This window comes from Kitasatospora sp. NPDC048715 (genome assembly GCF_043198905.1).
GTDB classification, from domain to species: Bacteria; Actinomycetota; Actinomycetes; order Streptomycetales; family Streptomycetaceae; genus Kitasatospora; species Kitasatospora lactacystinica.
Genome location: NZ_JBICVH010000001.1, coordinates 56,236 through 82,060, shown reverse-complemented (window position 1 = coordinate 82,060; position 25,825 = coordinate 56,236). Strand labels below are relative to the sequence as shown.

At 70.8% G+C, this 25,825-nt stretch carries 27 protein-coding genes and 3 tRNA genes; 22 read left to right on the top strand and 8 right to left on the bottom strand.

Annotation, left to right across the window (positions count from 1 at the left end; translation table 11 throughout):
• Window positions 1–297: 297 nt before the first annotated feature.
• From rsmG to rpmH, 6 genes are all read right to left on the bottom strand, one after another.
• A complete protein-coding gene (gene rsmG, locus ACGFSC_RS00440; protein WP_359907009.1) occupies window positions 298–1,116 on the bottom strand; it encodes a 16S rRNA (guanine(527)-N(7))-methyltransferase RsmG in 819 nt (272 codons plus the stop codon).
• Window positions 1,117–1,275: 159 nt separating this feature from the next.
• Complete coding sequence (locus ACGFSC_RS00435) at window positions 1,276–1,806, bottom strand: protein jag (protein WP_380358967.1); 531 nt, start codon at window positions 1,804–1,806, stop codon at window positions 1,276–1,278.
• An 82-nt stretch (window positions 1,807–1,888) separates the two neighbouring features.
• The gene (yidC, locus tag ACGFSC_RS00430; protein ID WP_359907006.1) at window positions 1,889–3,073 is read right to left on the bottom strand and encodes a membrane protein insertase YidC; all 1,185 of its coding nucleotides are present in this window, start codon (window positions 3,071–3,073) and stop codon (window positions 1,889–1,891) included.
• Window positions 3,070–3,441, bottom strand: coding sequence for a membrane protein insertion efficiency factor YidD (gene yidD / locus ACGFSC_RS00425; RefSeq protein ID WP_359907003.1), 372 nt, complete (start codon window positions 3,439–3,441; stop codon window positions 3,070–3,072). The genes yidC and yidD overlap by 4 nt, the downstream gene beginning before the upstream one ends.
• Window positions 3,438–3,866: a ribonuclease P protein component gene (gene rnpA / locus ACGFSC_RS00420; RefSeq protein WP_049655849.1), complete on the bottom strand. Its 429-nt coding sequence runs from the start codon at window positions 3,864–3,866 to the stop codon at window positions 3,438–3,440. The genes yidD and rnpA overlap by 4 nt, the downstream gene beginning before the upstream one ends.
• A gap of 18 nt (window positions 3,867–3,884) precedes the next feature.
• Window positions 3,885–4,022: a 50S ribosomal protein L34 gene (gene rpmH, locus ACGFSC_RS00415; protein WP_030392420.1), complete on the bottom strand. Its 138-nt coding sequence runs from the start codon at window positions 4,020–4,022 to the stop codon at window positions 3,885–3,887.
• A gap of 353 nt (window positions 4,023–4,375) precedes the next feature.
• Here rpmH and dnaA point away from each other — a divergent pair, with 353 nt between their 5' ends.
• The 15 genes from dnaA to ACGFSC_RS00340 all read left to right on the top strand — a co-directional run bounded on the left by dnaA (window position 4,376) and on the right by ACGFSC_RS00340 (window position 21,820).
• Window positions 4,376–6,238 (top strand): chromosomal replication initiator protein DnaA, encoded by a 1,863-nt coding sequence (gene dnaA, locus ACGFSC_RS00410; protein ID WP_359906998.1) that lies wholly within the window; start codon window positions 4,376–4,378, stop codon window positions 6,236–6,238.
• Between the two features lie 1,026 nt (window positions 6,239–7,264).
• A complete protein-coding gene (gene dnaN / locus ACGFSC_RS00405) occupies window positions 7,265–8,395 on the top strand; it encodes a DNA polymerase III subunit beta (RefSeq protein ID WP_074001900.1) in 1,131 nt (376 codons plus the stop codon).
• Between the two features lie 171 nt (window positions 8,396–8,566).
• Window positions 8,567–9,442 carry a phosphogluconate dehydrogenase (NAD(+)-dependent, decarboxylating) gene (gene gnd / locus ACGFSC_RS00400; RefSeq protein ID WP_359906995.1) on the top strand — a complete coding sequence of 292 codons (876 nt, stop codon included), beginning with the start codon at window positions 8,567–8,569 and terminating at the stop codon, window positions 9,440–9,442.
• 41 nt (window positions 9,443–9,483) lie between these two features.
• A complete protein-coding gene (gene recF / locus ACGFSC_RS00395; protein WP_359906992.1) occupies window positions 9,484–10,617 on the top strand; it encodes a DNA replication/repair protein RecF in 1,134 nt (377 codons plus the stop codon).
• Between the two features lie 391 nt (window positions 10,618–11,008).
• Window positions 11,009–11,473: a DciA family protein gene (locus ACGFSC_RS00390; protein WP_359907018.1), complete on the top strand. Its 465-nt coding sequence runs from the start codon at window positions 11,009–11,011 to the stop codon at window positions 11,471–11,473.
• A gap of 268 nt (window positions 11,474–11,741) precedes the next feature.
• Window positions 11,742–13,757 (top strand): DNA topoisomerase (ATP-hydrolyzing) subunit B, encoded by a 2,016-nt coding sequence (gyrB, locus tag ACGFSC_RS00385; protein WP_359906989.1) that lies wholly within the window; start codon window positions 11,742–11,744, stop codon window positions 13,755–13,757.
• Between the two features lie 131 nt (window positions 13,758–13,888).
• Window positions 13,889–16,444 carry a DNA gyrase subunit A gene (gyrA, locus tag ACGFSC_RS00380; protein WP_392862377.1) on the top strand — a complete coding sequence of 852 codons (2,556 nt, stop codon included), beginning with the start codon at window positions 13,889–13,891 and terminating at the stop codon, window positions 16,442–16,444.
• Window positions 16,445–16,594: 150 nt separating this feature from the next.
• A complete protein-coding gene (locus tag ACGFSC_RS00375) occupies window positions 16,595–17,344 on the top strand; it encodes a DUF3566 domain-containing protein (RefSeq protein ID WP_359906984.1) in 750 nt (249 codons plus the stop codon).
• A gap of 261 nt (window positions 17,345–17,605) precedes the next feature.
• Complete coding sequence (locus tag ACGFSC_RS00370) at window positions 17,606–19,000, top strand: cyclopropane-fatty-acyl-phospholipid synthase family protein (protein ID WP_359906982.1); 1,395 nt, start codon at window positions 17,606–17,608, stop codon at window positions 18,998–19,000.
• 16 nt (window positions 19,001–19,016) lie between these two features.
• Window positions 19,017–19,090: transfer RNA gene (locus ACGFSC_RS00365), tRNA-Ile, on the top strand.
• Between the two features lie 104 nt (window positions 19,091–19,194).
• Window positions 19,195–19,268 (top strand) — tRNA-Ile (locus ACGFSC_RS00360).
• A gap of 164 nt (window positions 19,269–19,432) precedes the next feature.
• A complete protein-coding gene (locus ACGFSC_RS00355) occupies window positions 19,433–19,777 on the top strand; it encodes a DUF6191 domain-containing protein (protein WP_359906979.1) in 345 nt (114 codons plus the stop codon).
• A gap of 259 nt (window positions 19,778–20,036) precedes the next feature.
• Window positions 20,037–20,165 (top strand): DLW-39 family protein, encoded by a 129-nt coding sequence (locus ACGFSC_RS00350; protein WP_014137031.1) that lies wholly within the window; start codon window positions 20,037–20,039, stop codon window positions 20,163–20,165.
• Between the two features lie 186 nt (window positions 20,166–20,351).
• Window positions 20,352–20,424: transfer RNA gene (locus ACGFSC_RS00345), tRNA-Ala, on the top strand.
• Between the two features lie 145 nt (window positions 20,425–20,569).
• Entirely contained in the window at window positions 20,570–21,820 is a 1,251-nt protein-coding gene (locus tag ACGFSC_RS00340; RefSeq protein WP_359906976.1) for a site-specific integrase, read from the top strand.
• A 56-nt stretch (window positions 21,821–21,876) separates the two neighbouring features.
• On the opposite strand, the gene ACGFSC_RS00335 is transcribed toward ACGFSC_RS00340, so the two are convergent.
• Both ACGFSC_RS00335 and ACGFSC_RS00330 read right to left on the bottom strand, forming a co-directional pair.
• The gene (locus ACGFSC_RS00335; RefSeq protein WP_359906973.1) at window positions 21,877–22,140 is read right to left on the bottom strand and encodes a hypothetical protein; all 264 of its coding nucleotides are present in this window, start codon (window positions 22,138–22,140) and stop codon (window positions 21,877–21,879) included.
• A gap of 126 nt (window positions 22,141–22,266) precedes the next feature.
• A complete protein-coding gene (locus tag ACGFSC_RS00330) occupies window positions 22,267–22,683 on the bottom strand; it encodes a hypothetical protein (RefSeq protein ID WP_359906970.1) in 417 nt (138 codons plus the stop codon).
• Window positions 22,684–22,959: 276 nt separating this feature from the next.
• Here ACGFSC_RS00330 and ACGFSC_RS00325 point away from each other — a divergent pair, with 276 nt between their 5' ends.
• The 7 genes from ACGFSC_RS00325 to ACGFSC_RS00295 all read left to right on the top strand — a co-directional run bounded on the left by ACGFSC_RS00325 (window position 22,960) and on the right by ACGFSC_RS00295 (window position 25,764).
• Window positions 22,960–23,196: a DNA-binding protein gene (locus ACGFSC_RS00325; RefSeq protein WP_359906967.1), complete on the top strand. Its 237-nt coding sequence runs from the start codon at window positions 22,960–22,962 to the stop codon at window positions 23,194–23,196.
• A 335-nt stretch (window positions 23,197–23,531) separates the two neighbouring features.
• Window positions 23,532–24,155, top strand: coding sequence for a hypothetical protein (locus tag ACGFSC_RS00320; protein ID WP_359906965.1), 624 nt, complete (start codon window positions 23,532–23,534; stop codon window positions 24,153–24,155).
• Window positions 24,152–24,511, top strand: a complete 360-nt coding sequence (locus ACGFSC_RS00315) for a hypothetical protein (protein ID WP_359906962.1) — start codon at window positions 24,152–24,154, stop codon at window positions 24,509–24,511. The genes ACGFSC_RS00320 and ACGFSC_RS00315 overlap by 4 nt, the downstream gene beginning before the upstream one ends.
• Window positions 24,511–24,921: a hypothetical protein gene (locus ACGFSC_RS00310; protein ID WP_359906960.1), complete on the top strand. Its 411-nt coding sequence runs from the start codon at window positions 24,511–24,513 to the stop codon at window positions 24,919–24,921. Before ACGFSC_RS00315 ends, ACGFSC_RS00310 begins: the two co-directional genes overlap by 1 nt.
• Complete coding sequence (locus tag ACGFSC_RS00305) at window positions 24,918–25,082, top strand: hypothetical protein (RefSeq protein ID WP_359906957.1); 165 nt, start codon at window positions 24,918–24,920, stop codon at window positions 25,080–25,082. Before ACGFSC_RS00310 ends, ACGFSC_RS00305 begins: the two co-directional genes overlap by 4 nt.
• Window positions 25,079–25,291 (top strand): hypothetical protein, encoded by a 213-nt coding sequence (locus ACGFSC_RS00300; RefSeq protein WP_359906954.1) that lies wholly within the window; start codon window positions 25,079–25,081, stop codon window positions 25,289–25,291. The genes ACGFSC_RS00305 and ACGFSC_RS00300 overlap by 4 nt, the downstream gene beginning before the upstream one ends.
• Window positions 25,288–25,764 (top strand): hypothetical protein, encoded by a 477-nt coding sequence (locus tag ACGFSC_RS00295; RefSeq protein ID WP_359906951.1) that lies wholly within the window; start codon window positions 25,288–25,290, stop codon window positions 25,762–25,764. Before ACGFSC_RS00300 ends, ACGFSC_RS00295 begins: the two co-directional genes overlap by 4 nt.
• Window positions 25,765–25,825: the final 61 nt, after the last annotated feature.

Sequence of the window (25,825 nt, the reverse complement as noted above, 5' to 3'; positions counted from 1 at the left end):
ACGGTCTCCGAGTCCTGCATGAGGGTCAGTGTTTCACGTGAAACCGGAGCGGCAACAGTCGCCGCCCGGTCACGGCGGAGGATGCCCGAGAGCAAGGAGCGACGTTTCACGTGAAACACCATGCCCGCTATGCCGGAAATCTGACGTTGCGACACTCCGGTGTCCCGGGGGCACCACCCGGCCGAACGCCGGGGGGAACAACGGCCCGTCCGCCACCTGAACGACGACGGGCGGACGATCCTCCCTCGCAGGAGGCCCGTCCGCCCGTGTTCGGTACGTCTTCGGCGTCGCGCCGGATCAGCGGCTGCGGCGCCGCCCGCCCCGGCCGCGCTCGCCGTTCCGGACGCTCGCGGTGCGACCCGCCCGGGCCGCCTTGGCGCGCCGGGTGGCCGCCTTCACCCCGCCGGGGCTCTCCCCCGCCTTCACCTGGATCACCCGGGTCGAGGTCTCCAGGGTGCCCTCGCCGACCGCGATGACGCTCCACTCGACCGCACCCAGCCTGGCCAGACCGGCCCGCGATTCGGCCAGCTCCTGCTCCGCGCTGTCGCCCTTGAGCGCCAGCATCTGTCCGTGCGGGCGCAGCAGCGGCATGCCCCAGCCGGCCAGCCGGTCCAGCGGCGCCACCGCCCGGGCGGTCACCACGTCCACCGCGAGCTTGCCGACCATCTCCTCCGCGCGACCGCGCAGCACCGTGACGTTGTCCAGGCCCAGCTCCCGGACGACCTCCTCCAGGAAGGTGGTCCGGCGCAGCAGCGGCTCCAGCAGCGTCACCGAGACGTCCGGACGGGCCAGCGCCACCGGGATGCCCGGCAGGCCGGCCCCGGAGCCGACGTCGCACAGGGTGGTGCCGGCGGGCAGCAGCTCGGCCAGCACCGCGCAGTTCAGCACGTGGCGGTCCCAGAGCCGGGGCACCTCGCGGGGCCCGATCAGCCCGCGCTGCACGCCCGCGGTGGCCAGCAGCTCCGTGTAGCGGACCGCGGCGTCGTAGCGTTCCCCGAAGACCTCCCGGGCGACGGCCGGCGCCTCGGACAGCTGGTCCAGCTCGGTGGCCCGCCCCTCAGCGGCCGGGTCCACGTCCGCCCCCGGCCGGCCGGCAGCCGCGTTCTCCGTGTCCATCTCGACCTCTCCGATCCCCGGATCCACCGACCCGCTCAACGCACTGTTTCACGTGAAACATCCCAGAAGGGACGACGACCCCGCCCGCACGAGGCGGACGGGGTCACGTCCGGTGAAGCTCTCCGGCCGCCACGGCGGCCGGTCGTCGGCCTGTCGGCCTCAGACCGGCAGCACGACCACGAACCGCTGGGGCTCTTCGCCCTCGGACTCGCTGCGCAGGCCGGCCGCGGCGACCGCGTCGTGGACGACCTTGCGCTCGAAGGGAGTCATCGGCCGCAGCTTGACCTGCTCGCCACTGCTCTTGGCCTGCTCCGCGGCCTTGGCCCCGAGCACCGCCAGCTCCTCGCGCTTGCGGGCCCGGAAGCCGGCAATGTCCAGCATGAGGCGGCTGCGCTCGCCGGTCTCCCGGTGGACAGCCAACCGGGTCAGCTCCTGGAGGGCCTCCAGCACCTCGCCGTCCTGGCCGACCAGGCGCTGCAGCGCGCGGTCGTTGCCGTCACTGACGATGGAGACCAGGGCGCGGTCGCCCTCGACGTCCATGTCGATGTCACCGTCGAGGTCGGCGATGTCGAGCAGACCCTCCAGGTAGTCCGCCGCGATGTCGCCCTCCTGCTCCAGACGGGAGATGACGCTCTCGTCGGAACTGGCGGCGGTCTCGGCCTCGACGGCGGAGGTGGTGCCTTCCGTCACTGATGGACTCCTTCGGAGATGGGCCCGTCTGCCGGGCCGGGAACGAAGCTCTTCGCGGCTGTCACAACGGGCTTGGGGCCGGTCAGGACTTCTTCTTCGGCCGCTGGCCGCCACCGCGCTTCGGCTGCTGCCGGGTGCCCTGCTTGGTACCGGCCGGCTTGGCCGTGCTCTGCTTGGCGGCCGCCGGCTTGCCACCGGCATCGGCCGGGGAGTCCGCCGGGGCGGTGTCGGCCGGAGCCGCGTCGGTGGGCTCCTCGGCCGCGGCGTCCTTGCCCGGCTCCACGGTCGGCTGTCCGACGCCGCCCTGCTGGCGCTGGGCCTTGCTCTGCCGACGGGGCTGCTGGCGGCGCGCCTGCACCGACTCCTCGACCACCGCGGCGGCGCTGGCCGCCTCGCTCACGGCCGCCTTGGACGGGGGCAGCATGCCCCAGAGCGCGCCCTTGATCTCCGTACCGTCCGGACGCAGTCGGCCGGCCTTCTTCAGGCGCTCCTGGCGCTCCTGGAAGGCCATGCTGCCCGGGGTCGGGTTGTTGTGGATGACGATCAGCTGCTGGCCCATCGACCAGACGTTGGTGGTCAGCCAGTAGACCAGGACACCGACCGGGAAGTTGATGCCCATCACGGCGAACATGATCGGGAAGACGTACATCAGCATCTTCTGCTGCTGCATGAACGGCGTCTTCACCGTGAGGTCGACGTTCTTGGTCATCAGCTGGCGCTGGGTGACGAACTGCGACAGCGACATCAGGATGATCATCACGGCGGTGACGATCTTGACGCTGGTCTCGGGGCTGCCGACGAAGGTCGCGGAGAGCGGGGCGCCGAAGATGTGCGCCTTGCCGGCGCTCACCAGCAGGTCACCGTGGATGACACCGATGTCCTGGCCCTTGGCGACCTTGGCGAGCACGCCGTAGAGAGCGGTGAAGAACGGCGCCTGCACGATGATGGGAAGGCAGCTGGAGAACGGGTTGGTACCCGCCTCCTTGTACAGCTTCATCATCTCTTCGGACTGGCGCTGCCGGTCGTTCTTGTAGCGCTCCTGGATGGCCTTCATCTTCGGCTGGATCGCCTGCATGGCCCGGGTCGCCTTGATCTGCTTCACGAAGAGCGGGATCAGGCAGATCCGGATGACGACCACCATCGAGGCGATGGCGAGACCCCAGGCCCAGCCACCGTCCGGGTCGAAGATGTGGCTGTACAGCGAGTGGAACTGGACGATGATCCAGGACACCGCTGTGTACAGGGGATTCAGGAAGGAGAAGGTCACCGGTCAGGCTCCTTGGACAGGTGGATTGGCCGCACGGGACCAATGGTCGCCGGGCCCTCGGGGTCCGGACCGGCGGGGGTGGCGGTCACCGGGTCTCCGGTGGCGGACCGGCTCTTCAGCCGGTCCCGCAACCGCCGGTGCCACACCGGATGCTTGCGCGGCGGGACATGATCGACCCCGCCGGGCGTCCACGGATTGCAGCGCAGGATGCGCCACACGGTCAGCCCGCCGCCTTTCACCGCCCCGTGCACCTTCACGGCCTCGTAGCCGTAGTGCGAGCAGGAGGGGTAATAACGGCAGACCGGACCGAGCAGTGGGCTGATGGTCCACTGGTAGACCCTGATCAGACCCATCAGCAGGTACTTCATCGACCTGCTCCCGTCGGCGCCGTGGCGGCGGGCTCCGTCCTCAGCAACCGCTTGAGTGCCGCGTCCAGGTCACGTTCGAGGTCCTGGTACGAGGCGGTCGCGGCCTGGGGCAGCGCACGCACCACTATCAGGCTACCGGCGGGCAGCCTGGACAGACGATCACGAACGAGGTGACGCAACCGGCGCTTGACCAGATTGCGGACGACCGCCGGGCCAACGGCCTTGCTCACGACGAAACCCGCACGCGCCGAAGGAGTCCCCTCGGCGACGTGCGGGCGGGAGTCGCTGGTCCGGTCGGTCTGCCCCTGCGGGTCACCGTCTCTGCTGAGATGGACGACCAGAAGGGGCCGGCCGGCCCGACGACCGCGTTTCACCGCGGTCGCGAAGTCCTGGCGCCGCCGCAGCCGATTCTCGGAGGGCAGCACAACAGACTCTGGCGCGGATCAGGCGGACAGGCTGGTGCGGCCCTTGCCACGGCGGGCGGCCAGGATGGCACGGCCGGCGCGGGTACGCATACGCAGCCGGAAGCCGTGGGTCTTCGCGCGACGACGGTTGTTCGGCTGGAAGGTGCGCTTGCTCACTCGGGGGCTCCTGAGGTGAATCGTAGGATGACGGGGAATCGCTTGGCCGTCACCGTGCGTCCGCGTGATCTCCCCTGATTCGGAAATCCGGCCCATCGCCCCAGTTCGGCTGGGGTCTGAGGCAATCCACGGCGCCCGTGCTGCGCGCCTTATGGAGCGGGTGGACCCGCGGACATGCGGCAGCGGCCATCGACAACTCGACCTGGTTACGGTACGCGGGACGGGGCACGGGGGTCAAACCAGCCCGCGATCGCCCGTCTTACCCACAGCCTGTGGACAACGACTTGATCCCGCCCTGTTCGCTGACTACCGTTGCAGAACTTGTCTGGTTTGTTCTTGGAAAGCGTGCACCAGTGGCTGATGTCAACAGCGACCTCGTCCCGGTCTGGGCCAGGGTCGTCGAGCGGCTGGTCAACGACCCCGATGTCGGGGAGATGGACAAACAGTGGGTGCAGCGCACCCAGCCGATGTGGATGATGCACGACACCGCCCTGCTGGCGACCCCGAACGAGCGGGCCAAGCAGGTGCTGGAGGGCCGGCTGCTGCCGCAGCTGACCGAGGCCCTCAGCCGTGAGCTCAGCCGCCCGGTCCGGATCGCCGTGATGGTCGACGCCAACGCGGTGCCGACCACCCCCGCACCCGCCCCCCAGTCCCCCGCCGAGCCCTACCCGGGCCCGGCCGAGGAGGACGCCCCCGACTACGGCGGCCAGGACTACCCGCAGTCGTACGAACACGGCCAGCCGTACGAGCAGGGCCACCCCTACGAGCAGGGGCAGGGGCAGCCGTACGAGCAGGACTACGAGCGGCCCCGCTACGACACCGGCGGCTACGACCCGCGCCAGGCCCCGTACGGCGGCCCCGGCGGCGGCCAGGGCTGGCAGGGCTACCAGGAGCAGCCGCCCGCCTACCGCGACCCGGAGGAGCCCGCGCCCCGCCAGGCGCCGCGGCCCGTCCCCGGCCCGCCCGCGACCACCCAGGGCGACCTCTTCGGCGGTGCCTACGGCCCCGGCCCGAACGAGCAGCCGCGGGCCGGCGCCGGCCGCCGGGCCGGCGGTTCCCGCCCCACCGGCGGCCGTCCCGCGGAGAAGGCCTCCCCGGAGCGCTCCGCCGAGCGTCCCGGCGTCCCCGGGGTGCCCGCCCCGCCCGGCGCTCCCCCGGCCGGCGGCTCCCGCAAGGACGAGCCGGCCGCCCGGCTGAACCCCAAGTACCTGTTCGACACCTTCGTGATCGGCGCCAGCAACCGCTTCGCGCACGCGGCGGCGGTGGCGGTCGCCGAGGCCCCGGCCAAGGCGTACAACCCGCTCTTCATCTACGGCGAGTCCGGGCTGGGCAAGACCCACCTGCTGCACGCCATCGGGCACTACTCGCGCAGCCTCTTCCCGGGCACCCGGGTGCGCTACGTGTCCTCGGAGGAGTTCACCAACGAGTTCATCAACTCGATCCGGGACGGCAAGGCGGACACCTTCCGCCGCCGCTACCGGGACATGGACATCCTGCTCGTGGACGACATCCAGTTCCTCGCGAGCAAGGAGTCCACGCAGGAGGAGTTCTTCCACACCTTCAACACACTGCACAACGCGAACAAGCAGATCGTCCTCTCCTCGGACCGGCCGCCCAAGCTGCTGACCACGCTGGAGGACCGGCTGCGCAACCGCTTCGAGTGGGGTCTGATCACCGACGTCACCCCGCCGGAGCTGGAGACCCGGATCGCGATCCTGCGCAAGAAGGCGATCCAGGAACAACTCAACGCTCCCGCCGACGTGTTGGAGTTCATCGCCTCCCGGATCACCCGCAACATCCGGGAGCTGGAGGGCGCCCTGATCCGGGTCACCGCCTTCGCCAACCTCAACCGGGCCCCGGTGGACCTGGAGTTGGCCGGGATCGTCCTCAAGGACCTGATCCCCGGCGGGGACGAGGACGCCGGCCCGGAGATCACCGCGCAGGTCATCATGCAGCAGACCGCCGCGTACTTCGGCCTGGGGGTGGACGACCTCTGCGGATCCTCGCGCAGCCGCGTGCTGGTGACGGCCCGGCAGATCGCGATGTACCTCTGCCGCGAGCTCACCGACCTCTCGCTGCCGAAGATCGGTGCGCAGTTCGGCGGCCGCGACCACACCACGGTGATGCACGCGGACCGCAAGATCCGCTCGCTGATGGCCGAGCGGCGCTCGATCTACAACCAGGTCACCGAACTCACCAACCGCATCAAGAGCTAGCCGACGCCTCGTCGTGCGGTGCCGGGTGCCACGCGGCGCTGCACGGCACCCGGCGCTGCACGGCACGCGGCTCGGCACCGCACGAACACCCGGCACGGCACGACGAGGCACGGCCCCAGGGCGTCAGGAGCGAATCCTGACGCCCTTTCGCACGTCCACAGGTGTGCGGAGCGCGCCGGCTGGGCAGGGATGCCGTCGACGGACGTTCCGCCAGTCCACAGCCCGCGCCGAACAACTGACCGGTGATTCGAAAACCGAGGGCGCGCAAGGCCGTTGTCCACAGGACCGGCCCCTTCTCCACCGTCCACAGGGTGGGGAGTGCGGAGTTATCCAGAATTCGTCCACAGGCCCGTCACCGCTACGCTCTTCCGCGCAGGTCAAGTGCCTGTGGACTTGTGCACAACGGTTATCCACAGGCTGTGGACAGTTGACGGGCCGCCACTGGGCCGTCCGGGTTATCCACCGGTTGTCCCCAGGGGAAGGGCGGTTATCCCCAGGTTGTCCACAGCGGCGTCCACAGTTCGACAACCGTGGGCTACCGTTCATACCCTGGTGTGAAAGGCGTCACGAAAAGTTGACCGGCGCCCGTGGATAACCGGGCCCGGATCTGGGGACAGCCCTGGGGATAACCTGTGGATACCCAGCGTGGCCTGTGGGTAACGCTCGGCTGTCCACAGCGAGGCCTGCCCGTCCACAGCCGCCGTCCACAGCCGCTGTGGACAAAATTCGGGCTCTGACCTGGGGAAACGGGGTTATCCACGGTTTCCACAGGCCCTACTACTACCACTACACATTTAGACCCCGGACTTGCTTTCAAAGTGGGTGGGCCCCGAATCTGTGGACAACCGGTCTCCGACAACCGTTCGGGTTGCTTCCGCCCGTCTGCCCCGTCTGTCGGCGGAGTACGTCAGACTGTCCTTGCGACTGGAAGCGGAGTGACCGAGCTCGGCGGACAGCCGAACCGACGATCAAGATCAGACGAACCAGAGTGCGAGCGGGAGCGCTCGATCCAGGAGGCGGTTACCGGTGAAGTTCCGGGTGGAGCGTGACGTCCTCGCGGAGGCGGTGGCCTGGGCTGCCCGCAGCCTCCCGGCACGGCCGCCGGTGCCGGTGCTGGCCGGCCTGCTGCTGACCGCGCAGGAGGGCAGTCTGGCGCTGTCCGGCTTCGACTACGAGGTCTCGGCCCGGGTCGAGCTGGAGGCGGACGTCGAGGAGGCCGGCACCGTCCTGGTCTCCGGCCGGCTGCTGAACGACATCTCCCGCAACCTCCCCAACCGGCCGGTGGAGATCTCCACCGACGGCCAGCGCGTCAGCGTGGTCTGCGGCAGCTCCCGCTTCACCCTCCCCACCCTCCCGGTGGACGAGTACCCGGCGCTCCCCCAGATGCCGACCGCCACCGGCACCGTCTCCGGCGACGTCTTCGCCTCGGCCGTCAGCCAGGCCGCGGTCGCCGCCGGCCGGGACGACACCCTCCCGGTGCTCACCGGTGTCCGGGTCGAGATCGAGGGCGACCGGATCACCCTGGCCGCCACCGACCGCTACCGCTTCGCCGTCCGCGAGCTGCTGTGGAAGCCCGAGCAGTCGGACATCTCCGCCGTCGCGCTGGTCCCCGCCAAGACCCTCCAGGACATCGCCAAGTCCCTGGGCAGCGGCGACAACGTCTCCATCGCGCTCTCCTCGGGCGGCGCGGGCGAGGGCCTGATCGGTTTCGAGGGCGCCGGCCGCCGGACCACCACCCGGCTGCTGGAGGGCGAGTTCCCCAAGTTCCGCAGCCTGTTCCCGACCGAGTTCAACGCGATCGCCGCGATCCAGACCCAGCCCTTCCTGGAGGCGCTCAAGCGCGTCTCGCTGGTCGCCGAGCGCAACACCCCGGTCCGCCTCAACTTCGAGGAGGGCGTGCTGACCCTGGAGGCCGGTTCGGGCGACGACGCCCAGGCCACCGAGCGGATCGAGGCCTCCCTGGAGGGCGACGCCATCTCGATCGCCTTCAACCCGGGCTACCTGGAGGAGGGCCTCAAGGCCATCGACTCCCCCTTCGCCCAGCTCAGCTTCACCACCCCGACCAAGCCCGCGCTGCTCAGCGGCAAGGTCTCGGTGGACGCCGAGGAGGACAAGGCCTACCAGTACCTGATCATGCCGGTCCGCCTCTCCGGCTGATCCCGCCGCGTCCTACCGTCCACAGGCTGTGCACACCCGCTGTGCACAGCCTGTGGACGTCTCCCCCGCCCGGCCCGACCGCAGACGGCCGGGTCCGCTCCAGCGCGTAGGCTCAAGGAGTGCGGCAACGGCGCCGCCGGCAGGCACGTCACCACAGGTAAGGACTTGGTCATGGAGCTCGGCCTCATCGGTCTCGGCAAGATGGGCGGCAACATGCGCGAGCGGATCCGCCGCGCCGGCCACACCGTCATCGGGTACGACCGCAACCCGGACATCTCCGACGTCGACAGCCTCCAGGAGCTCGTCACCAAGCTCCAGGGCCCGCGCGTGGTCTGGGTCATGGTCCCGGCCGGCGCCGCCACCCAGGCCACCGTCGACGAGCTCGCCGAGCTGCTCTCCCCCGGTGACGTGGTGGTCGACGGCGGCAACTCCCGCTGGACCGACGACATCAAGCACGCCGAGGCGCTGGCCGCCAAGGGCATCGGCTTCGTGGACTGCGGCGTCTCCGGCGGCGTCTGGGGCCTGGAGAACGGCTACGCGCTGATGTACGGCGGCGACGCCGAGCACGTCGCCAAGGCCCAGCCAGTCTTCGACGCCCTCAAGCCCGAGGGCGAGTTCGGCTCGGTGCACGCGGGTGCCGTGGGCGCCGGCCACTTCGCCAAGATGGTCCACAACGGCATCGAGTACGCGATGATGCAGGCCTTCGCCGAGGGCTGGGAGCTGCTGGAGGCCGCCCCCGAGGTCACCGACGTGCGCGAGGTCTTCCGCAGCTGGCAGGAGGGCACCGTCATCCGCTCCTGGCTGCTGGACCTGTCCGTCCGCGCCCTGGACGAGGACGAGCACCTGGACAAGCTGCGCGGCTGGGCCGCCGACTCCGGCGAGGGCCGCTGGACCGTCGAGGCCGCGATCGACCACGCCGTGCCGCTGCCGGCCATCACCGCCTCGCTGTTCGCCCGCTTCGCCTCCCGTCAGGAGGACTCGCCGCAGATGAAGATGATCGCCGCGCTGCGCAACCAGTTCGGCGGCCACGCGGTCGAGTCCAAGTAACCAGCAGGTCCTCCACAAGAAGGCGGGCGCAGTCCACAGCCATGCACGTCGCGCATCTGTCGCTCGCCGACTTCCGGTCGTACGCCCGGGCCGAGGTTCCCCTCGACCCGGGCGTGACCGCCTTCGTCGGACCGAACGGCCAGGGCAAGACCAACCTGGTCGAGGCGATCGGCTACGTCGCCACCCTGGGCAGCCACCGGGTCGCCACCGACGCCCCGCTGATCCGGCTGGGCGCCGAGCGGGCGGTGGTCCGCACCTCGGTGGTGGACCGCGGCCGCTCCACCCTGATCGAGCTGGAGCTCACCCCGGGCAAGGCCAACCGGGCCCGGATCAACCGCTCCGACAACGTCCGCCCGCGCGACGTGCTGGGCCTGCTGCGCACCGTGCTGTTCGCCCCCGAGGACCTCAGCCTGGTCAAGGGGGACCCGGGTGAGCGGCGGCGCTTCCTGGACGAGCTGCTGACCGCCCGGGCACCCCGGCTGGCCGGGGTGCGGCAGGACTACGAGCGGGTGCTCAAGCAGCGCAACGCCCTGCTGAAGACCGCCGCGATGGCCCGCCGGGCCGGCGGCGGCAAGGGCGCCGACCTGTCCACCCTGGAGGTCTGGGACGGCCATCTCGCCCGCGCCGGCGCCGAGTTGACGGCCTTCCGGATCCAGCTGGTGGCCGCCCTGCAGCCGCTGGTGGCGGCCGCGTACGGGCAGCTCGCCCCGGGCGGCGGCGACACCGCCCTGGAGTACCGCAGCTCCTTCGAGGGCGAACTGCCGACCAGTCGCGAGCAGGCCGAGGAGCAGCTGCTGAACGCGCTGCAGGCGGCCCGCAAGCAGGAGGTCGATCGCGGCGTCACCCTGGTCGGCCCGCACCGCGACGAGCTGCTGCTCAGGCTCGGCCCGCTGCCCGCCAAGGGCTACGCCAGCCACGGCGAGTCCTGGTCGTTCGCGCTGGCGCTGCGGCTGGCCTCGTACGAGCTGCTGCGCGCCGACGGCGGCGAGCCGGTGCTGATCCTGGACGACGTGTTCGCCGAGCTGGACGCCGCCCGCCGGGACCGGCTGGCCGAGCTGGTGGCCGACGGGGAGCAGGTGCTGGTGACCGCGGCGGTCGCCGAGGACGTGCCGAAGGCGCTGGCCGGCGCCCGGTTCGCGGTCTCCGACGGCGCGGTGCGCCGGATCGACGCCTGACCGAGCGCTCTTCCGGCGGCGGCTTCCGCCCGAGTACCCCCTTCACCGGCGCCGGCGGTGCCCCCGCCCGCGGGTGTCCCCTTTCACCGGTGCCGCCGCACCCGGACCACCGCACCGCCGCCACCGCACCGCGACCACTTCCGCGCACCGCCCACCCCCGCTCCGGTCCGAGGGGTCCGGCCGCTCCCGTAGGCTGGACGGCTCGGCGGGCGCGCGACCGCGACCGTTGTCCACAGGCTGGGGAAAGGAGATCGCCGTGAGCGAGCCGGCGGAGCACTCCCCCAGGTCCGGAGCATCCAAGCCCGGAGCACCCAAGCCCGGAGCACCCCGGTCCGACGCCGCCGAGCCCGGCGCTCCCGCGCCGACCGGTGCCGACCTCGCCCGCTCCGCGCTGCGGGCGGCCCGTGCCCAGGCCCGCCAGCGCGGTGAGCAGGTCCGCGAGAAGCGCGAGGCGAAGCGGTACGGCCTGCGCAGCGGTGCCCGCTCGGACGGCCGCGACCCCGTCCCGTTGGGTGCGGCGCTCAACCGGCTGCTGACCGAGCGCGGCTGGGAGTCCTCGGCCGCCGTCGGCGGGGTGATGGGCCGCTGGCCGCAGATCGTCGGCCCGGACATCGCCGCGCACTGTCATCCCTCCTCCTACGACGAGGCCGCCGCGGTGCTCACCGTGCAGTGCGACTCCACCGCATGGGCCACCCAACTGCGCTGGCTGGCAAGGCAGTTGGTGGCCCGTCTGAACCACGAGCTGGGGCACGGGACGGTCCGGACGATCAAGGTGCTCGGCCCGGCGGCGCCCGCCCGCGGCTACGGCCGGCTGCGTGCGCCGGGGAGCAAGGGGCCGGGCGACACCTGGGGCTGACCGGGGGACCGGGCGGCCGCCGGGGGCACGGATCGGACGACGATCTTCCGGAACCCCTGACAGCCCTTCCAGGCGCCCTGGGCCCCCCGGTCGAGTATCGGGACATGTGCAGAGGGGATTCAGGGCGGCGTATCTGCCCTCAAGGGCTGCCAAACGCCCATCTATGTCAGTCGTACCGGTAGACTGAGAGCCAAACACTGTTGCTAGTGGCAACCGAGTCGAAACGCTGTGGTCGCACGCCCGCCCGCACGGGGTGGGCGTGCGGCCCGTGCTGTGCCAGAGAGGGCGCTTCGTGGCCGATTCCGGCAACCCCAGCCAGACCCCAGACCAGTCCGACCAGGCTTCCTACACCGGTAGCAACATCCAGGTGCTGGAAGGCCTCGACGCCGTCCGCAAGCGCCCCGGCATGTACATCGGTTCGACGGGCGAGCGCGGCCTGCACCACCTGGTGCAGGAGGTCGTGGACAACTCCGTCGACGAGGCGATGGCCGGGTACGCCGACACCATCGACGTCACGATCATGGCCGACGGCGCCATCCGCTGCGTCGACAACGGCCGCGGCATCCCGGTGGACATCGTCCCCGGTCAGGACAAGCCCGCCGTCGAGGTCGTGCTCACCGTCCTGCACGCGGGCGGCAAGTTCGGCGGCGGCGGGTACGCCGTCTCCGGCGGTCTGCACGGCGTCGGCGTGTCCGTGGTGAACGCACTGTCCACCCGGCTCTCGGTGGAGATCCACAAGGACGGCCACATCTGGACCCAGGACTACAAGATGGGTGCCCCGGCCGCCCCCCTCGCCAAGGGCGCGGAGACCGACCGCACCGGCACCACGGTGACCTTCTGGGCCGACCCCGACATCTTCGAGACCACCGTCTACTCCTTCGAGACGCTCTCCCGGCGCTTCCAGGAGATGGCCTTCCTCAACAAGGGCCTGTCGATCTCGCTGACCGACGAGCGCCCCGAGCACGCGGACGAGGACGGCAAGCCGCTCACCGTCACGTACAAGTACGACGGCGGCATCGCCGACTTCGTCGCCCACCTCAACTCCCGCAAGGGCGAGGTCGTCCACCCCTCGGTGATCGACTTCGAGGCGGAGGACAAGGACAAGGCGATCTCGGTGGAGATCGCGATGCAGTGGAACTCCTCCTACACCGAGGGGGTCTACAGCTTCGCCAACACCATCCACACCCACGGCGGCGGCACCCACGAGGAGGGCTTCCGCGCGGCGCTGACCGGCCTGGTCAACCGCTACGCGCGGGACAAGAAGCTGCTCCGGGAGAAGGACGACAACCTCTCCGGCGAGGACATCCGCGAGGGCCTGACCGCGATCATCTCGGTCAAGCTCGGCGAGCCGCAGTTCGAGGGCCAGACCAAGGACAAGCTCGGCAACACCGAGGCCAAGACCTTCGTCCAGAAGGTCGTCCACGAGCACCTCAACGACTGGCTGGACCGCAACCCCAACGAGGCCGCGGACATCATCCGCAAGTCCATCCAGGCCGCCACCGCGCGCGTCGCCGCCCGCAAGGCCCGCGACCTGACGCGCCGCAAGGGCCTGCTGGAGTCCGCCTCGCTGCCGGGCAAGCTCTCCGACTGCCAGTCGAAGGACCCGTCCGAGTGCGAGATCTTCATCGTCGAGGGTGACTCCGCCGGCGGCTCGGCCAAGCAGGGCCGCGACCCGCGCACCCAGGCCATCCTGCCGATCCGCGGCAAGATCCTGAACGTCGAGAAGGCCCGGATCGACAAGGTCCTCCAGAACACCGAGGTCCAGGCGCTGATCTCGGCGTTCGGCTGCGGCATCCAGGAGGACTACGACGAGTCCAAGCTGCGGTACCACAAGATCGTGCTGATGGCCGACGCCGACGTCGACGGACAGCACATCCGCACCCTGCTGCTGACCCTGCTGTTCCGCTTCATGCGGCCGCTGGTCGAGTCCGGGTACGTCTACCTCGCGATGCCCCCGCTGTACAAGATCAAGTGGGGCAAGGACGACTTCGAGTACGCCTACTCCGACCGCGAGCGCGACGCCGTGATCGCCTCCGGGGTGGCGGCCGGGCGCCGGCTGCCCAAGGACGACGCGATCCAGCGCTTCAAGGGTCTCGGCGAGATGAACGCCGAGGAGCTCCGGGTCACCACCATGGACGTCGAGCACCGGCTGCTGCTCCAGGTCACCCTGGAGGACGCCGCCCGCGCCGACGAGCTGTTCTCCGTGCTGATGGGCGAGGACGTCGAGGCCCGCCGCTCCTTCATCCAGCGCAACGCCAAGGACGTCCGCTTCCTGGACGTGTGACGCCTGCACCGCAGGCCCCGCACGTTCCAGTCCGCGTGAAAGGAAACTGACCACCAGTGGTCGACGACAACCGTCCCGAAGGCGAACAGCCCGAGACTCCCGAAGCCGCCGAGGCCACCGCCCAGGTGACGATGCGGATCGAGCCGGTCGAGCTCGAGACCGAGATGCAGCGCTCGTACCTCGACTACGCGATGAGCGTGATCGTCAGTCGTGCGCTGCCCGAGGTCCGCGACGGCCTCAAGCCGGTGCACCGCCGCGTGCTCTACGCGATGTACGACGGCGGCTACCGCCCCGAGAAGGGCTACTACAAGTGCGCCCGCGTCGTCGGCGACGTCATGGGCAACTACCACCCGCACGGTGACACCTCGATCTACGACACCGTGGTCCGCCTGGCCCAGCCGTGGTCGATGCGGATGCCGCTGGTGGACGGCAACGGCAACTTCGGCTCCCCGGGCAACGACCCGGCGGCGGCCATGCGCTACACCGAGTGCAAGATGATGCCGCTCGCCATGGAGATGATGCGCGACATCGACGAGGAGACCGTCGACTTCGCGGCCAACTACGACGGCCGCTCGCAGGAGCCCACCGTCCTGCCCGCGCGCATCCCCAACCTGCTGGTCAACGGTGCCACCGGCATCGCGGTCGGCATGGCCACCAACATCCCGCCGCACAACCTGCGCGAGGTCGCCTCCGGCGCGCTCTGGTACCTGGAGAACCCGGAGGCCTCCGCCGAGGAGCTGCTGGACGCCCTGGTCGAGCGGATCAAGGGCCCGGACTTCCCCACCGGCGCGCTGATCGTCGGCCGCCGCGGCATCGACGACTACTACCGCACCGGCCGCGGCTCGGTCACCATGCGCGCAGTGGTCGAGGTCGAGGAGATCCAGGGCCGCCAGTGCCTGGTGATCACCGAGCTGCCGTTCCAGGTCAATCCGGACAACCTCGCGCTGAAGATCGCCGACCTGGTGAAGGACGGCAAGATCGCCGGCATCGCCGACGTCCGCGACGAGTCCTCCTCGCGCACCGGCCAGCGCCTGGTCGTCGTGCTCAAGCGCGACGCCGTCGCCAAGGTGGTGCTGAACAACCTCTACAAGCACACCGAGCTGCAGACCAACTTCGGCGCCAACATGCTGGCCCTGGTCGACGGCGTGCCGCGCACCCTGTCGCTGGACGCCTTCATCCGGCACTGGGTCAACCACCAGGTCGAGGTCATCGTCCGGCGCACCACCTTCCGGCTGCGCAAGGCCGAGGAGCGCGCCCACATCCTGCGCGCGCTGCTCAAGGCCCTGGACCTGATCGACGAGGTCATCGCGCTGATCCGGGCCTCGGCCAGCGCCGACGCCGCCCGCACCGGCCTGATGGGCCTGCTCGACATCGACGAGCTCCAGGCCAACGCCATCCTGGAGATGCAGCTGCGCCGGCTGGCCGCCCTGGAGCGCCAGCGGATCATGGACGAGCACGACGAGCTCCAGCGCAAGATCGACGAGTACAACGCGATCCTGGCCTCGCCGACCCGTCAGCGGGAGATCATCTCCGAGGAGCTCACCGCGATCGTCGAGAAGTACGGCGACGAGCGGCGCTCCACCCTCATCCCCTCCGACGGCGACCTCTCCATCGAGGACCTCATCGCCGAGGAGGACATCGTCGTCACCATCACCCGTGGCGGCTACGTCAAGCGGACCCGCTCCGACCTCTACCGCTCGCAGAAGCGCGGCGGCAAGGGCGTGCGCGGTGCCCAGCTGAAGCAGGACGACATCGTCGACCACTTCTTCGTGACGACGACCCACAACTGGATCCTGTTCTTCACCAACAAGGGCCGGGTCTACCGGGCCAAGGGCTACGAGCTGCCGGACGCCGGGCGCGACGCCCGCGGCCAGCACGTGGCCAACCTGCTGGCCTTCCAGCCGGACGAGCACATCGCCCAGGTGATGGCCGTCCGCACCTACGAGGACAAGCCGTACCTGGTCCTCGCCACCCGGGCCGGCCTGGTGAAGAAGTCCGCGCTCAAGGACTACGACTCGCCGCGCTCCGGCGGCCTGATCGCGATCAACCTGCGCCAGGACGAGGAGGGCCAGGACGACGAGCTGATCGGCGCCGAGCTGGTCTCCGCCGAGGACGACCTGCTGCTGGTCTCCAAGAAGGCCCAGTCGATCCGCTTCACCGCGACCGACGACGCCCTGCGCCCCACCGGCCGCGCCACCTCCGGCGTCAAGGGCATGGCGTTCCGGGAGGACGACGAACTGCTGTCGATGAACGTCGTCCGTCCGGGTACCTATGTCTTCACCGCCACTGACGGCGGGTACGCCAAGCGCACCGGTGTGGACGAGTACCGTGTCCAGGGGCGCGGCGGCTACGGCACCAAGGCGGCGAAGATCGTCGAGGGCCGGGGCTCGCTGGTCGGCGCGCTCGTGGTCGACGAATCCGACGAGATCATGGCGATCACCCTCTCGGGTGGGGTGATCCGCACGAGGGTTTCCGAGGTTCGTGAAACCGGACGTGACACCATGGGCGTCCAACTGATCAACCTCGGAAAGCGCGACGCGGTCGTGGGCATGGCCCGCAACGCGGAGGCCGAGGACGAGGAGACGGCGGAGGACGAGGTGGCGGGTACCGAGTCCACCGAGTCCACCGAGTCCACCGAGACGGCCGAGGGTGCGGTGACGGCGGTCGACGGAGACGTCGAGGCCTGAACCGAACCGCAGACCGGTGCCGCCGCGTCCCATCAACGGGCGCGGCGGCACCGGCCGCCGACCAGTTCCGGGCAATCCCGCCGGGCGCTGGATGACGATTGACGAAGCAGGGCGGCACCGCCGTCCTGGTGGGAAGTGCGGGAGGACCAGGTGAGTGGAGCCACGGGTGCTGCGGGAGGAACCTCCGGCGGCCGTCCGGGCGCGCAGGGCGGGGGTTCGTACGGCGTTCCGCAGCCGCCGACCGATCACTCGGCCGCGTCCACCTCGCTGATGCCGCCGGCCGGTGGAGCGGGCCAGAGCGGTGCGACCTACGGCGGGCAGCAGGCCGCGTCGGCGAGCGGCGGCCAGGCCGCCGGATCGGGCGGCTTCTCGCAGCCGACCACCTACGCCAAGGGGCAGCCGACCCCGGCCCGGGGCACCCGGGTCCCGGGGCACACCCCGCCCGGTGGCACCCCCACCGGCGGGGCGGCGCGCCGCCCCGGCGCGGCCCCCGCCCCGGCCCCCGCGGCCGGCGGCTCCGCGCTCGGCCGGACGCGCAAGGCCCGGCTGCGGGTGACCAAGGTCGACCCGTGGTCCGTGATGAAGGTCAGCTTCCTGCTGTCGCTGGCCGTCGGCATCATCATCATCGTGGCCGCGGCCGTGCTGTGGATGACGCTGGACTCGCTCGGCGTCTTCGACTCGCTGACCAAGACCCTCAAGGACGTCACCGGCTCGGACAGCAGCGGCGGCCTCAACCTGATGGACTACGTCGGCTTCGGCAAGGTGATGACCTTCACCACGCTGATCGCCGTGGTCGACGTCGTCCTGCTGACGGCCCTGTCCACGCTCTCCGCGTTCATCTACAACGCGGCGGCCGGCTTCACCGGCGGCGTGGAGCTCACCCTGGCCGAGGAGGACTGATTCCGGCCGGATCCTGACGCACGCTCAGTTTCCCGTCCGGGGACGGAATGTACGGGCCCCACCGGCTGTTGCAGCCGGTGGGGCCCGTCGGCATTTCGGGTGACAGCCGGCCGCCCGCGGCGCGCCGCCCGGAAAGCGGGCGGCCGCAGTGGGATTAGCTGGGTGCCACCCGTCCCGAATCCCGGGAGTGCCGCAGGCCGCCCCCGATCCGCCCGACCGGGTCGGCTGAGGTTCCGCAGGACGACTGGACGGAGGCGCGCGGTGGCGAAGCTCGCAGGTCAACTGGTGGAGGCCCTGGAAGGGCTGTTGGGGGTCCCGGTACCGCTGCGGGTCCAGGCCTGGGACGGCAGCGTCGCGGGGCCTCCGGGCGCGCCCACCGTGGTCCTGCGCAACCGTCGGGCGCTGCGCCGGCTGATCTGGCGGCCGGACGAACTGGGCCTGGCCCGGGCCTACGTCGCGGGGGACCTCGAGCTCGCCCCCGGCACCGACCTGTACGAGACGCTCTCCGCCGTCGCCCGCTTCGCCGAGCGGCCGGAGATCCGCACCCTGGCCTTCGGCCCGCGGGACGTGGTCGGCGCCAGGGGCCGCCGGGTGCTCGCCGCCGTGCTGCGGGCCGGCGCGGTCGGCCTGGAACCCGAGCCGCCCCGCGAGGAGGTCCGCAGGGCCGCGGGACGCCTGCACAGCCGCAGCCGGGACCGCGCGGCCATCAGCCACCACTACGACGTCGGGAACGACTTCTACCGGATCGTGCTGGGCTCCTCGATGGTCTACTCGTGCGCCTACTGGACGCCGGAGGCGAAGAGCCTGGAGGCCGCCCAGGAGGCCAAGCTCGACCTGATCTGCCGCAAGCTCGGCCTGCGCCCGGGGATGCGCCTGCTGGACGTCGGCTGCGGCTGGGGCTCACTGCTGCTGCACGCGGCGAAGCACTACGGGGTCACCGCGGTCGGCGTCTCCATCTCCCGGGAGCAGGTCGCGCTGGCCCGCGCCCGGGTCGAGGAGGCCGGCCTGTCCGACCGGGTCGAGGTCCGGCTGCAGGACTACCGGGAGATCGCCGACGGGCCCTTCGACGCGATCTCCAGCGTCGGGATGGCCGAGCACGTCGGCGCCGAGCAGTACCGGGTCTACGCCGAGGGCCTGTACCGGCTGCTGGTGCCCGGCGGCCGGCTGCTCAACCACCAGATCGCCCGCCGCCCCGACCTCCCCGGTGAACAGCACCGCCCCAGCCCCTTCATCGACCGCTTTGTCTTCCCTGACGGCGAGCTCTCCCCCGTCGGTTCCACCGTGGCGCGGCTGGAGGAGGCCGGCTTCGAGGTCCGGGACGTCGAGTCGCTGCGCGAGCACTACGGGCTGACCCTGCGCGAGTGGGTGGCCAACCTGGAGGCGCACTGGACGGAGGCGGTCCGGCTGGTCGGCCGCGGCCGGGCCCGGGTCTGGCGGCTGTACATGGCGGCCTCCGCGCTCGCCTTCGAGCAGAACCGGATCGGGATCAACCAGGTCCTCGCCGTCCGCAGCACCGAGGAGGGCTCGGCGGGCCTGCCGCCGACCCGCGAGGAGTGGCTGCTGCGGCCCTCCGCCGGTGCGCCGGGGCTGGTCGCGAGGGGTGCCGCCGCGGCCCCGGCCGAGCCGGATTTGGGAGATCGGCCGTCGGTCCGCTAATCTTTCAGTGCGGCAAGGGCCTATAGCTCAGACGGTTAGAGCGCTTCCCTGATAAGGAAGAGGCCACAGGTTCAAGTCCTGTTAGGCCCACAACCGCGAAGGGCCCGGAGTGATCCACTCCGGGCCCTTCGACTCTTTCGAGATCGGGCGGGGCCGTGGAGCGGCCGGGATCCGGTACGATCTCTGTTCGGTGAGGGCCTATAGCTCAGACGGTTAGAGCGCTTCCCTGATAAGGAAGAGGCCACAGGTTCAAGTCCTGTTAGGCCCACCTCCCCGAAGGGCCCGGAGTGATCCACTCCGGGCCCTTCGGCGTTTCCCGCCGCTCTTCCCGCCGCTTTTCCCGCCGCCGGACCGGGAACCGTGCGCCCGTCCCGACGGTTCCCCGGGGAAACACGGTGGAGGGTTGGTGACGGCATGGCGGTGTTGTGGGCGATGAGCATCCCCGGACTGGTCTGCGCCCTGGCGGTGCTGGCGGTGCTCGACCAGCTGGCACTGAGGGCGGGCCGCGCCCGCTGGGTGCCCTGGCGGGGGACCGGTCGGGAGGGGCAGATCTCGGCTACCGGGTTCGAGCAGCTGCACGCGCAGTTCGCCGCGGGAAAGCAGCACGAGCTGGACGAACGCGGCAGCACGCTGATGCTGCGGGACGAGGAGGGCGAGGGGGCGCCGCCGCGGACCAGGGTGGACCTGGCGGGCGGCACGGCCGTGGTGGTGGTGCCGGACCGCCCGGCGAACGGCCCCGCGGCCGGGGCGGTGCGGGGCCCGGGGGGCGGGGCCTGACCCGTGGGCGCGGCGGACGGTCCGGGGGCGGCCGGACCGCCCGCCAGGAGGTGCGGCGTCAATCCCGGGACCGGACCGCCGGGTTGGCCGTACCGGTGGCTGGTCACGATTGGGACACCGGTGTGTATCATCGGCCGCAAGGGCAGTCTGGCACTCGGCAGCCCGTTCGCGCTCGAAACACAACTGGACTCGTCGGCCCGGTCAGTCAGGCCGGATCCGGCTCTTGAGTCCATCAACGCAAGAAGGACGAGGTCCCGCGGTGAAGAAGCTTCTCCTGGTCGCCCTGGTCGCCCTCGGCGGCTTCTTTGTCTACCGTCAGGTCCAGGCGGACCGCGCCGAGCAGGACCTGTGGACCGAGGCCACCGACCCGGTTCCGGCCGGTCGCTGAGCCCCCGGCGATCTGACGATCGACGAACTCCGGAGGCGCCCGTCGGCGCCTCCCGGGCCGGCCGGCCCGGTCGACTAACCGGACCGGCCGACCCCATGGAACAGCACCGTTCCAGGGGGACGGCGCTGGGAATCGCGCCGGAAACCGGTACGCTAGTGCCCGTTGGCACGCGCGCGGTGCCGTCGAGGGGCATTAGCTCAGTTGGTAGAGCGCTGCCTTTGCAAGGCAGATGTCAGGAGTTCGAGTCTCCTATGCTCCACAGCGCCCAAAGGGCCGCTGACCTGCGATAACGGGTCGGCGGCCCTTTGGCGTTCCCGGATTAGTCAGCAGATTTGTCAGCATGACAGGCGTATGTTCGCCCCATGGCATCCATTCGCATTCGCGAACGCAAACGCTCTGGGCCGGTGCATGAGGTCTACTGGCGTGACGGCGGCAAGGCGGCAGGCAGTCAGGAAAGCGAGCGCTTCGAGGACGAGGGCGCCGCCAAATCCTTCAAGGACTTGGTCAACGGCTACGGCGACCGCTGGCCTCCCGGCTGGGTGAAGGGCAAGGGATTCGTCCAGGAGGAAGAGGCCCCCGCGCCCGAGATCGACCCGGCGCACATGTTCGAGACCTACTCTCTGACCTATGTGACCTTGCTCACCGGAGTCGAGGGCGGCACGAAGCGGAAGTACCGCAGGTTGATCACCGAAGGCATGGTCCCCTGGTTCCGCGACAAGGTGATCGTCGACGGGCCGGACGCGATATCTGAGGACGACGTCAAGGCGTGGATCAACGCGCTCGCCGCCGGCACCCGGGCACCGCACGACCCGCCGGACCGCAAGCGCCGGCCGTACTCCGCCAAGACGGTCCGGGACCACCACGGCCTCTTGAGCGCGATTCTCGGGAGCGCGACCAAGGGGCAGAACCCGCTGCGCCGGTACAACCCGTGCTCGGACACCAAGCTGCCGCGCCGGGACGACGGCGACAGCGAGGAGAAGACGTACTTGGAGCACTGGGAGGCCGGCCTGATCCTGCGGCATCTCGCGGCCGACGCCATCGACCTCGTCCAGGTGCTGCTCGGCACGGGGCTTCGGTGGGGTGAGGTCAGCGCGCTCCAGGTCCGCGACTTCGACCACGTCGGCGGGCGCCCCGTTCTGCGCGTCTCACGGACCTGGAAGGAGGACGAGGAGGGGAAACGGTTCACCGGCCCTCCGAAGAGCGTCAGGAGCCGTCGCACGCTCGTCCTGACGCCCTACCTCGCGTCCATCGTGGCCCGGGCCTGCCGCGGAAAGCGACAGAAGGACCTGCTGTTCACCGCGGTGGAGGGCGGGGCCTGGCTGCCTGCCACGTTCCGTCGGCTGCGCTGGCTCCCGGCCCTGGAGGCTGCACGCGCGGAGGGCATGTACAAGGAACCGCGGATCCACGACTGCCGGCACACCCACGCCGCGTGGCTGATCGCCCGGAACGTCCCGCTTCCGGCTATCTCGGCCCGGTTGGGCCACGAGAGTATCCAGACCACCATCGACGAGTACGGCCACCTCATGGCCGTACTCGACGACGACCTGGTCGCCGCCGTGGCGTACAGCATGGACGCCGCGCTCTCCCCGGTGGTGCCGGACGCCGTCCGCCAGGCCGTCGAGCTGGAGCGGGCAGCCGTGCTCACCGCGGCGTAGCCCAGGAACAGCGCCGCGCCCCTGCTCGGATGAGCGGGGGCGCGGTTGCGGCGGGATCAGGCTGCGGCGTGGCCGATGGTCGAGGAGGCATCGGCACCGGCGATGAGCTGGTCCATGTACGGCGCGAGGATGTCGATGATGGCGGCTGGCGCGAGGTCTCGGTCAGCCATCAGCTTCCCCGCCGTCGAGGCGATGTCCTCGAGGCGGTCAGCCAGAACGACTCTGGGGTCGCCCACGATGATCAGCACGGTGGTACGGGCCACCAGGACGAGGGGCGCGCCGTCGTCCAGCGTTGCCTCGTGGGTGACGACAGTGTTCACACATAACCCCCTAGTCCCGGCCGGGCAGTGTGCGCACGGCCGTCCTCCTCGCGAGGCCGGATCGAACGTACACCCGATTAGTGGGCTGGACTACCGGTTAGGGGCGCGGTTTCGTTCAATCCGGAACTAAACATCCCGCTTACCTGAACTTTCAGTGCTCTTGGCCAAAAGTGCCTCGATCACAGCCCTGACCTGCGGAAGTTCTGATGGGTCCATGCCAGCGAGATGCCCGACGATCACTCGCGCGTCCTCGGGCAGGTCGGAGAGTTCGGTAGCGGTGTAGCCCAGGAACTGTGCGGCTGCGGCTTGCTGCACGGTTACCAGGGGCAGATCGGTCGCGACGGCCAGTGCGCGCAGGAACTTGGGTTCCGGGGCGCGGCGCACCTGGTCGTGAACCAGGTCGTGGAGCCATGTCTGGCTAATTCGGTCCCCTGTTTCGGGGTCCACCGATGCCTCGGCGAGCCGGCGTAGAGACATCTTGGGTTGGTCGAGCGCCTCGCGTACCAACGCGGTGAGCGCTGCTGCGCTCTTTCGGTCAGACATGACCATCCCCTTCGCATGCTTCCCGTCCAAGCGGCGGCCCGGCCGGTACTCGCGAGCGGGCGGTCTTACGCCTGGGTGCTCGCGTTCGCGAACGAGGCTAACAGTGCGCTCCGGGGGGCGTCCTTACCTCCGGACGTCAAGAACTGGCCAATCGCGGAACTTGATCTTCCCTTAAGGTGCCCAAGCTGCTCGCGTTCGCGAACGCGAGCATGTATGTTCGTGTTCGCGAACGCGAACGGCATTGAGCCGCATCGAACGGCACCAAGGAGAACGACGATGTCCCCCTTCCTCGACTACTCCGGTCTCGCGGCGCTGCTGGACATCAACGAGAGCTGGCTGAGGCGACACATCAAGCGGCTCCCGCACGAGAAGTACGGACGCGAGGTGCGGTTCTCGGCAGAGAACGTGGTGGAGATCCGCAAGCTCCACACCGTCCAGCCGCACACGATCCCGGCCACTGCCGGGACCGGTCCGGCCGCGCTGGTCCCCCTCGGCGCCCGTCGCGCGGCCTGACCTCACCATGGCCGACCCGATCTCCCCGGGTAGCACCCCCGCGGCTGGCACGGTCCGAATCGCCGGATCCCCCGAGTTCGCTGCCGCAGCGCTCGCCGCTCTCCACGCGGACCCCCGACTCCACGTGGTCAGGGTCTCTCGTCTGCTGGCTGGCGACAACGACGGCGAAGTTCGCCAGTACGTCAGGGCCCGGCGGATCGCCGACTGACCCCCCCGACATGGGTCGGGCCGTCCCCCGGCTCTCACACCTGGACGGCCCCGACCCTGCCCACCCGCCTCTACGACGGAAGCAGGAACGCATGTATCAGCGTAGCAACGCACCGGCTCAGGCGACCGTGTCGTCGTCTACCGACCCGACCGCGGCTGAGATCACACTCGACGCCGCCGTCCCCGCAGACGTGGACGTGCCCGCGCTGCCGACCGAGGTGCTCGCCTCCATCCACGCCTTGGACCTCGACGTCCTGGTCCCGGCTTCCGAGTGGTGGCGTACTGCGACCCGCCGCGCCGCCCGCCGGCTGATCAACCAGATGGGCCCGATGCTGCGCCATCTGGTGGCCGAGATCGTGACGATGGACCGCCAGCTCGCCGACGCCGACGCCGAGCTGGAGCAGCTGCGCACGGAGGTCACCGAGCTGCGGTCGGCGGCCCGGGTGCCGTCGGACGACCCGATCACGGCGGCGCACGCCATCGCGCTGCGCCTGGCCCAGCAGCTCACCCCGCCGCCGTCATCGACGTCGGTGCAGCGGTACCGCTGGGAGCTTCAGCCGCGGGTCATCGTCACCGCGTACGAGGTCGATGGCGCCATCGAGTCCTGGGCCCGGCACCTCGGCGTCGACTTGCAGTGGAAGACCAGCTCCTCGGGGCGCAGCCGGTCCGCGACCGGCGAGTGCACGGTCGACAACGTGATCGTCGAGGTGACCGTGTCCGAGCGCATGGCGCCGACGGCGGTGGCGTCGTGACGGAGCAGCACTTCACGCACGCCGCCGAGCTGGTGGTCCAGGCGATGCTCGGTCGTCCGGACTCGAGGCCGGCCGCGATCGTCCAGGCCCTCAAGGACGCCGGCCTGCTGCGCACGGCCCCGCTGGTCGTCTACCGGGCGTCGTGGGATGCCCAGTCCCTCGGCCTGTACGCCTCCCGGGATGTGGCCCGGGGCCGGTGCCTGCTGGACGACGACGTGGCCCGGCCCGGCGCCCGGATGGTCTGGGCCCCGGTCAACGAGGACGACCCGGCCGAGGAGTACCTGGCGGCGGACGGGCAGGACACCGAGTACTGCGTCACCGCGGTGCCGGTGCGGCTGACGGCGGGTGAGCTCTGATGAGCGCCCGCGCCCTCGGCCCGATCGAGCACGGCACGCTCACGGGCTACAACCAGCACCGCCGCCGCCTGACTCCCGTTCCCAAGAACGACCCGTGCGGGTGTCGCGCCGCCTACAACGCCTCGCGGCGCGAGCAGGCCGCCGCCCGGGCGCCCCGGTCCGCGCACGAGTGGAACCAGGGCCTCACCGGCGAGCGTCCCGTGATCGCCGCACGGCCGCTGTCCGCCCGCTGCTCCACCGAGGGCTGCGGTGCCGACGGCACCGACCGCCGTGTCGGCGGCGCCGGCTGGATCTACATCCGGGTCGTCGGATCCGCCATGTGCGGCCGCTGGTACTGCGCGGGCGGCTGCGCCACGGTGGGCATCGCGCTCGCCGAACTGCGCCCGGCCGCCGAGGGCGGTGCCCGGTGAGCACCCGACTTCTCCTCGCGCTCTGCATCATCGCGGCCCTGTCCTGGATCGCCGCGTGGGCCGAGCAGCTGCACTGCGAGCGGCGCGAGGCCCGCGCCGCTGCGCAGAAGCCCCGACGGAATCCGGGCGCCCCCGTCCCGGAGCCGGATCCGTTGCCGTGACCCCCCGCCCGGTGCCGCCGCGCGCGCCCCGGCTCGTCGGGCTGCACGTCGTGTTCGGGACCAAGACCCGGGCCCCGTACGCCGACTACGTGTGCCCGTGCGGCCACCGGGACGCCGCCGCCGGCGTGGCCGCCGTGATCCGGCTCGTCCGGACCACGGGGCCCGCCCACCTCACCATCTGCCCTCTCCGCACCAAGGACAGCCCATGAGCACCTCCACCGCCCACGTCGACCTCAACACCGGCGTCGTCACCGCCGACCCCGACCCCATGCCGTTCGCCGAGATGTTGGTCGAGCACATGGGCGGGCGGGTGCACTCTGCCGCGTCCGCCGAGTTCCACCAGCTGCTCACCGCCGTGGCCAAGCACGGCCGGAAGGGGAGCCTCGCGCTCCTCGTCGTGGTCGAGCCCCCGAAGGGGCACGTCGAGGGCGGTCCGCTGTCGATCGCGATGTCCACCGTGGCCAAGCTGCCCAAGGGCGAGACGCCGGCCTCGACCTATTACCTGGACCGGGACGGCCGCCCGTCCCGCCGGGATCCGCGGCAGGGGGAGCTGTGGGACGACGCGCCGGTCGAGGACCGGCAGGCCGCGCTGCGTACCGTCCTCGCCCGCGCCGGCGCGGACCCCACCGAGGTCGCCGACCTGGCTGCCGCGCTCGACGCCGAGGGCTACCGCCGCCCGTAGTCCGGCCTCCCCTGTGTACGGCCCGAGGGGCGCGGCGCGCACCGTCCCGCGTCCCTCGGGC

Bases quoted from the DNA above. Each gene is read 5' to 3' on its own strand.
- gyrA (WP_392862377.1), top strand. From the start codon at position 13,889: ATGCGGATCGAGCCGGTCGAGCTCGAGACCGAGATGCAGCGCTCGTAC.
- ACGFSC_RS00295 (WP_359906951.1), top strand. From the start codon at position 25,288: ATGAGCACCTCCACCGCCCACGTCGACCTCAACACCGGCGTCGTCACC.
- ACGFSC_RS00330 (WP_359906970.1), bottom strand. From the start codon at position 22,683: ATGTCTGACCGAAAGAGCGCAGCAGCGCTCACCGCGTTGGTACGCGAG.
- yidD (WP_359907003.1), bottom strand. From the start codon at position 3,441: ATGAAGTACCTGCTGATGGGTCTGATCAGGGTCTACCAGTGGACCATC.
- ACGFSC_RS00325 (WP_359906967.1), top strand. From the start codon at position 22,960: ATGTCCCCCTTCCTCGACTACTCCGGTCTCGCGGCGCTGCTGGACATC.
- ACGFSC_RS00355 (WP_359906979.1), top strand. From the start codon at position 19,433: ATGAGCATCCCCGGACTGGTCTGCGCCCTGGCGGTGCTGGCGGTGCTC.
- gnd (WP_359906995.1), top strand. From the start codon at position 8,567: ATGGAGCTCGGCCTCATCGGTCTCGGCAAGATGGGCGGCAACATGCGC.
- ACGFSC_RS00310 (WP_359906960.1), top strand. From the start codon at position 24,511: ATGAGCGCCCGCGCCCTCGGCCCGATCGAGCACGGCACGCTCACGGGC.
- rsmG (WP_359907009.1), bottom strand. From the start codon at position 1,116: ATGGACACGGAGAACGCGGCTGCCGGCCGGCCGGGGGCGGACGTGGAC.
- recF (WP_359906992.1), top strand. From the start codon at position 9,484: ATGCACGTCGCGCATCTGTCGCTCGCCGACTTCCGGTCGTACGCCCGG.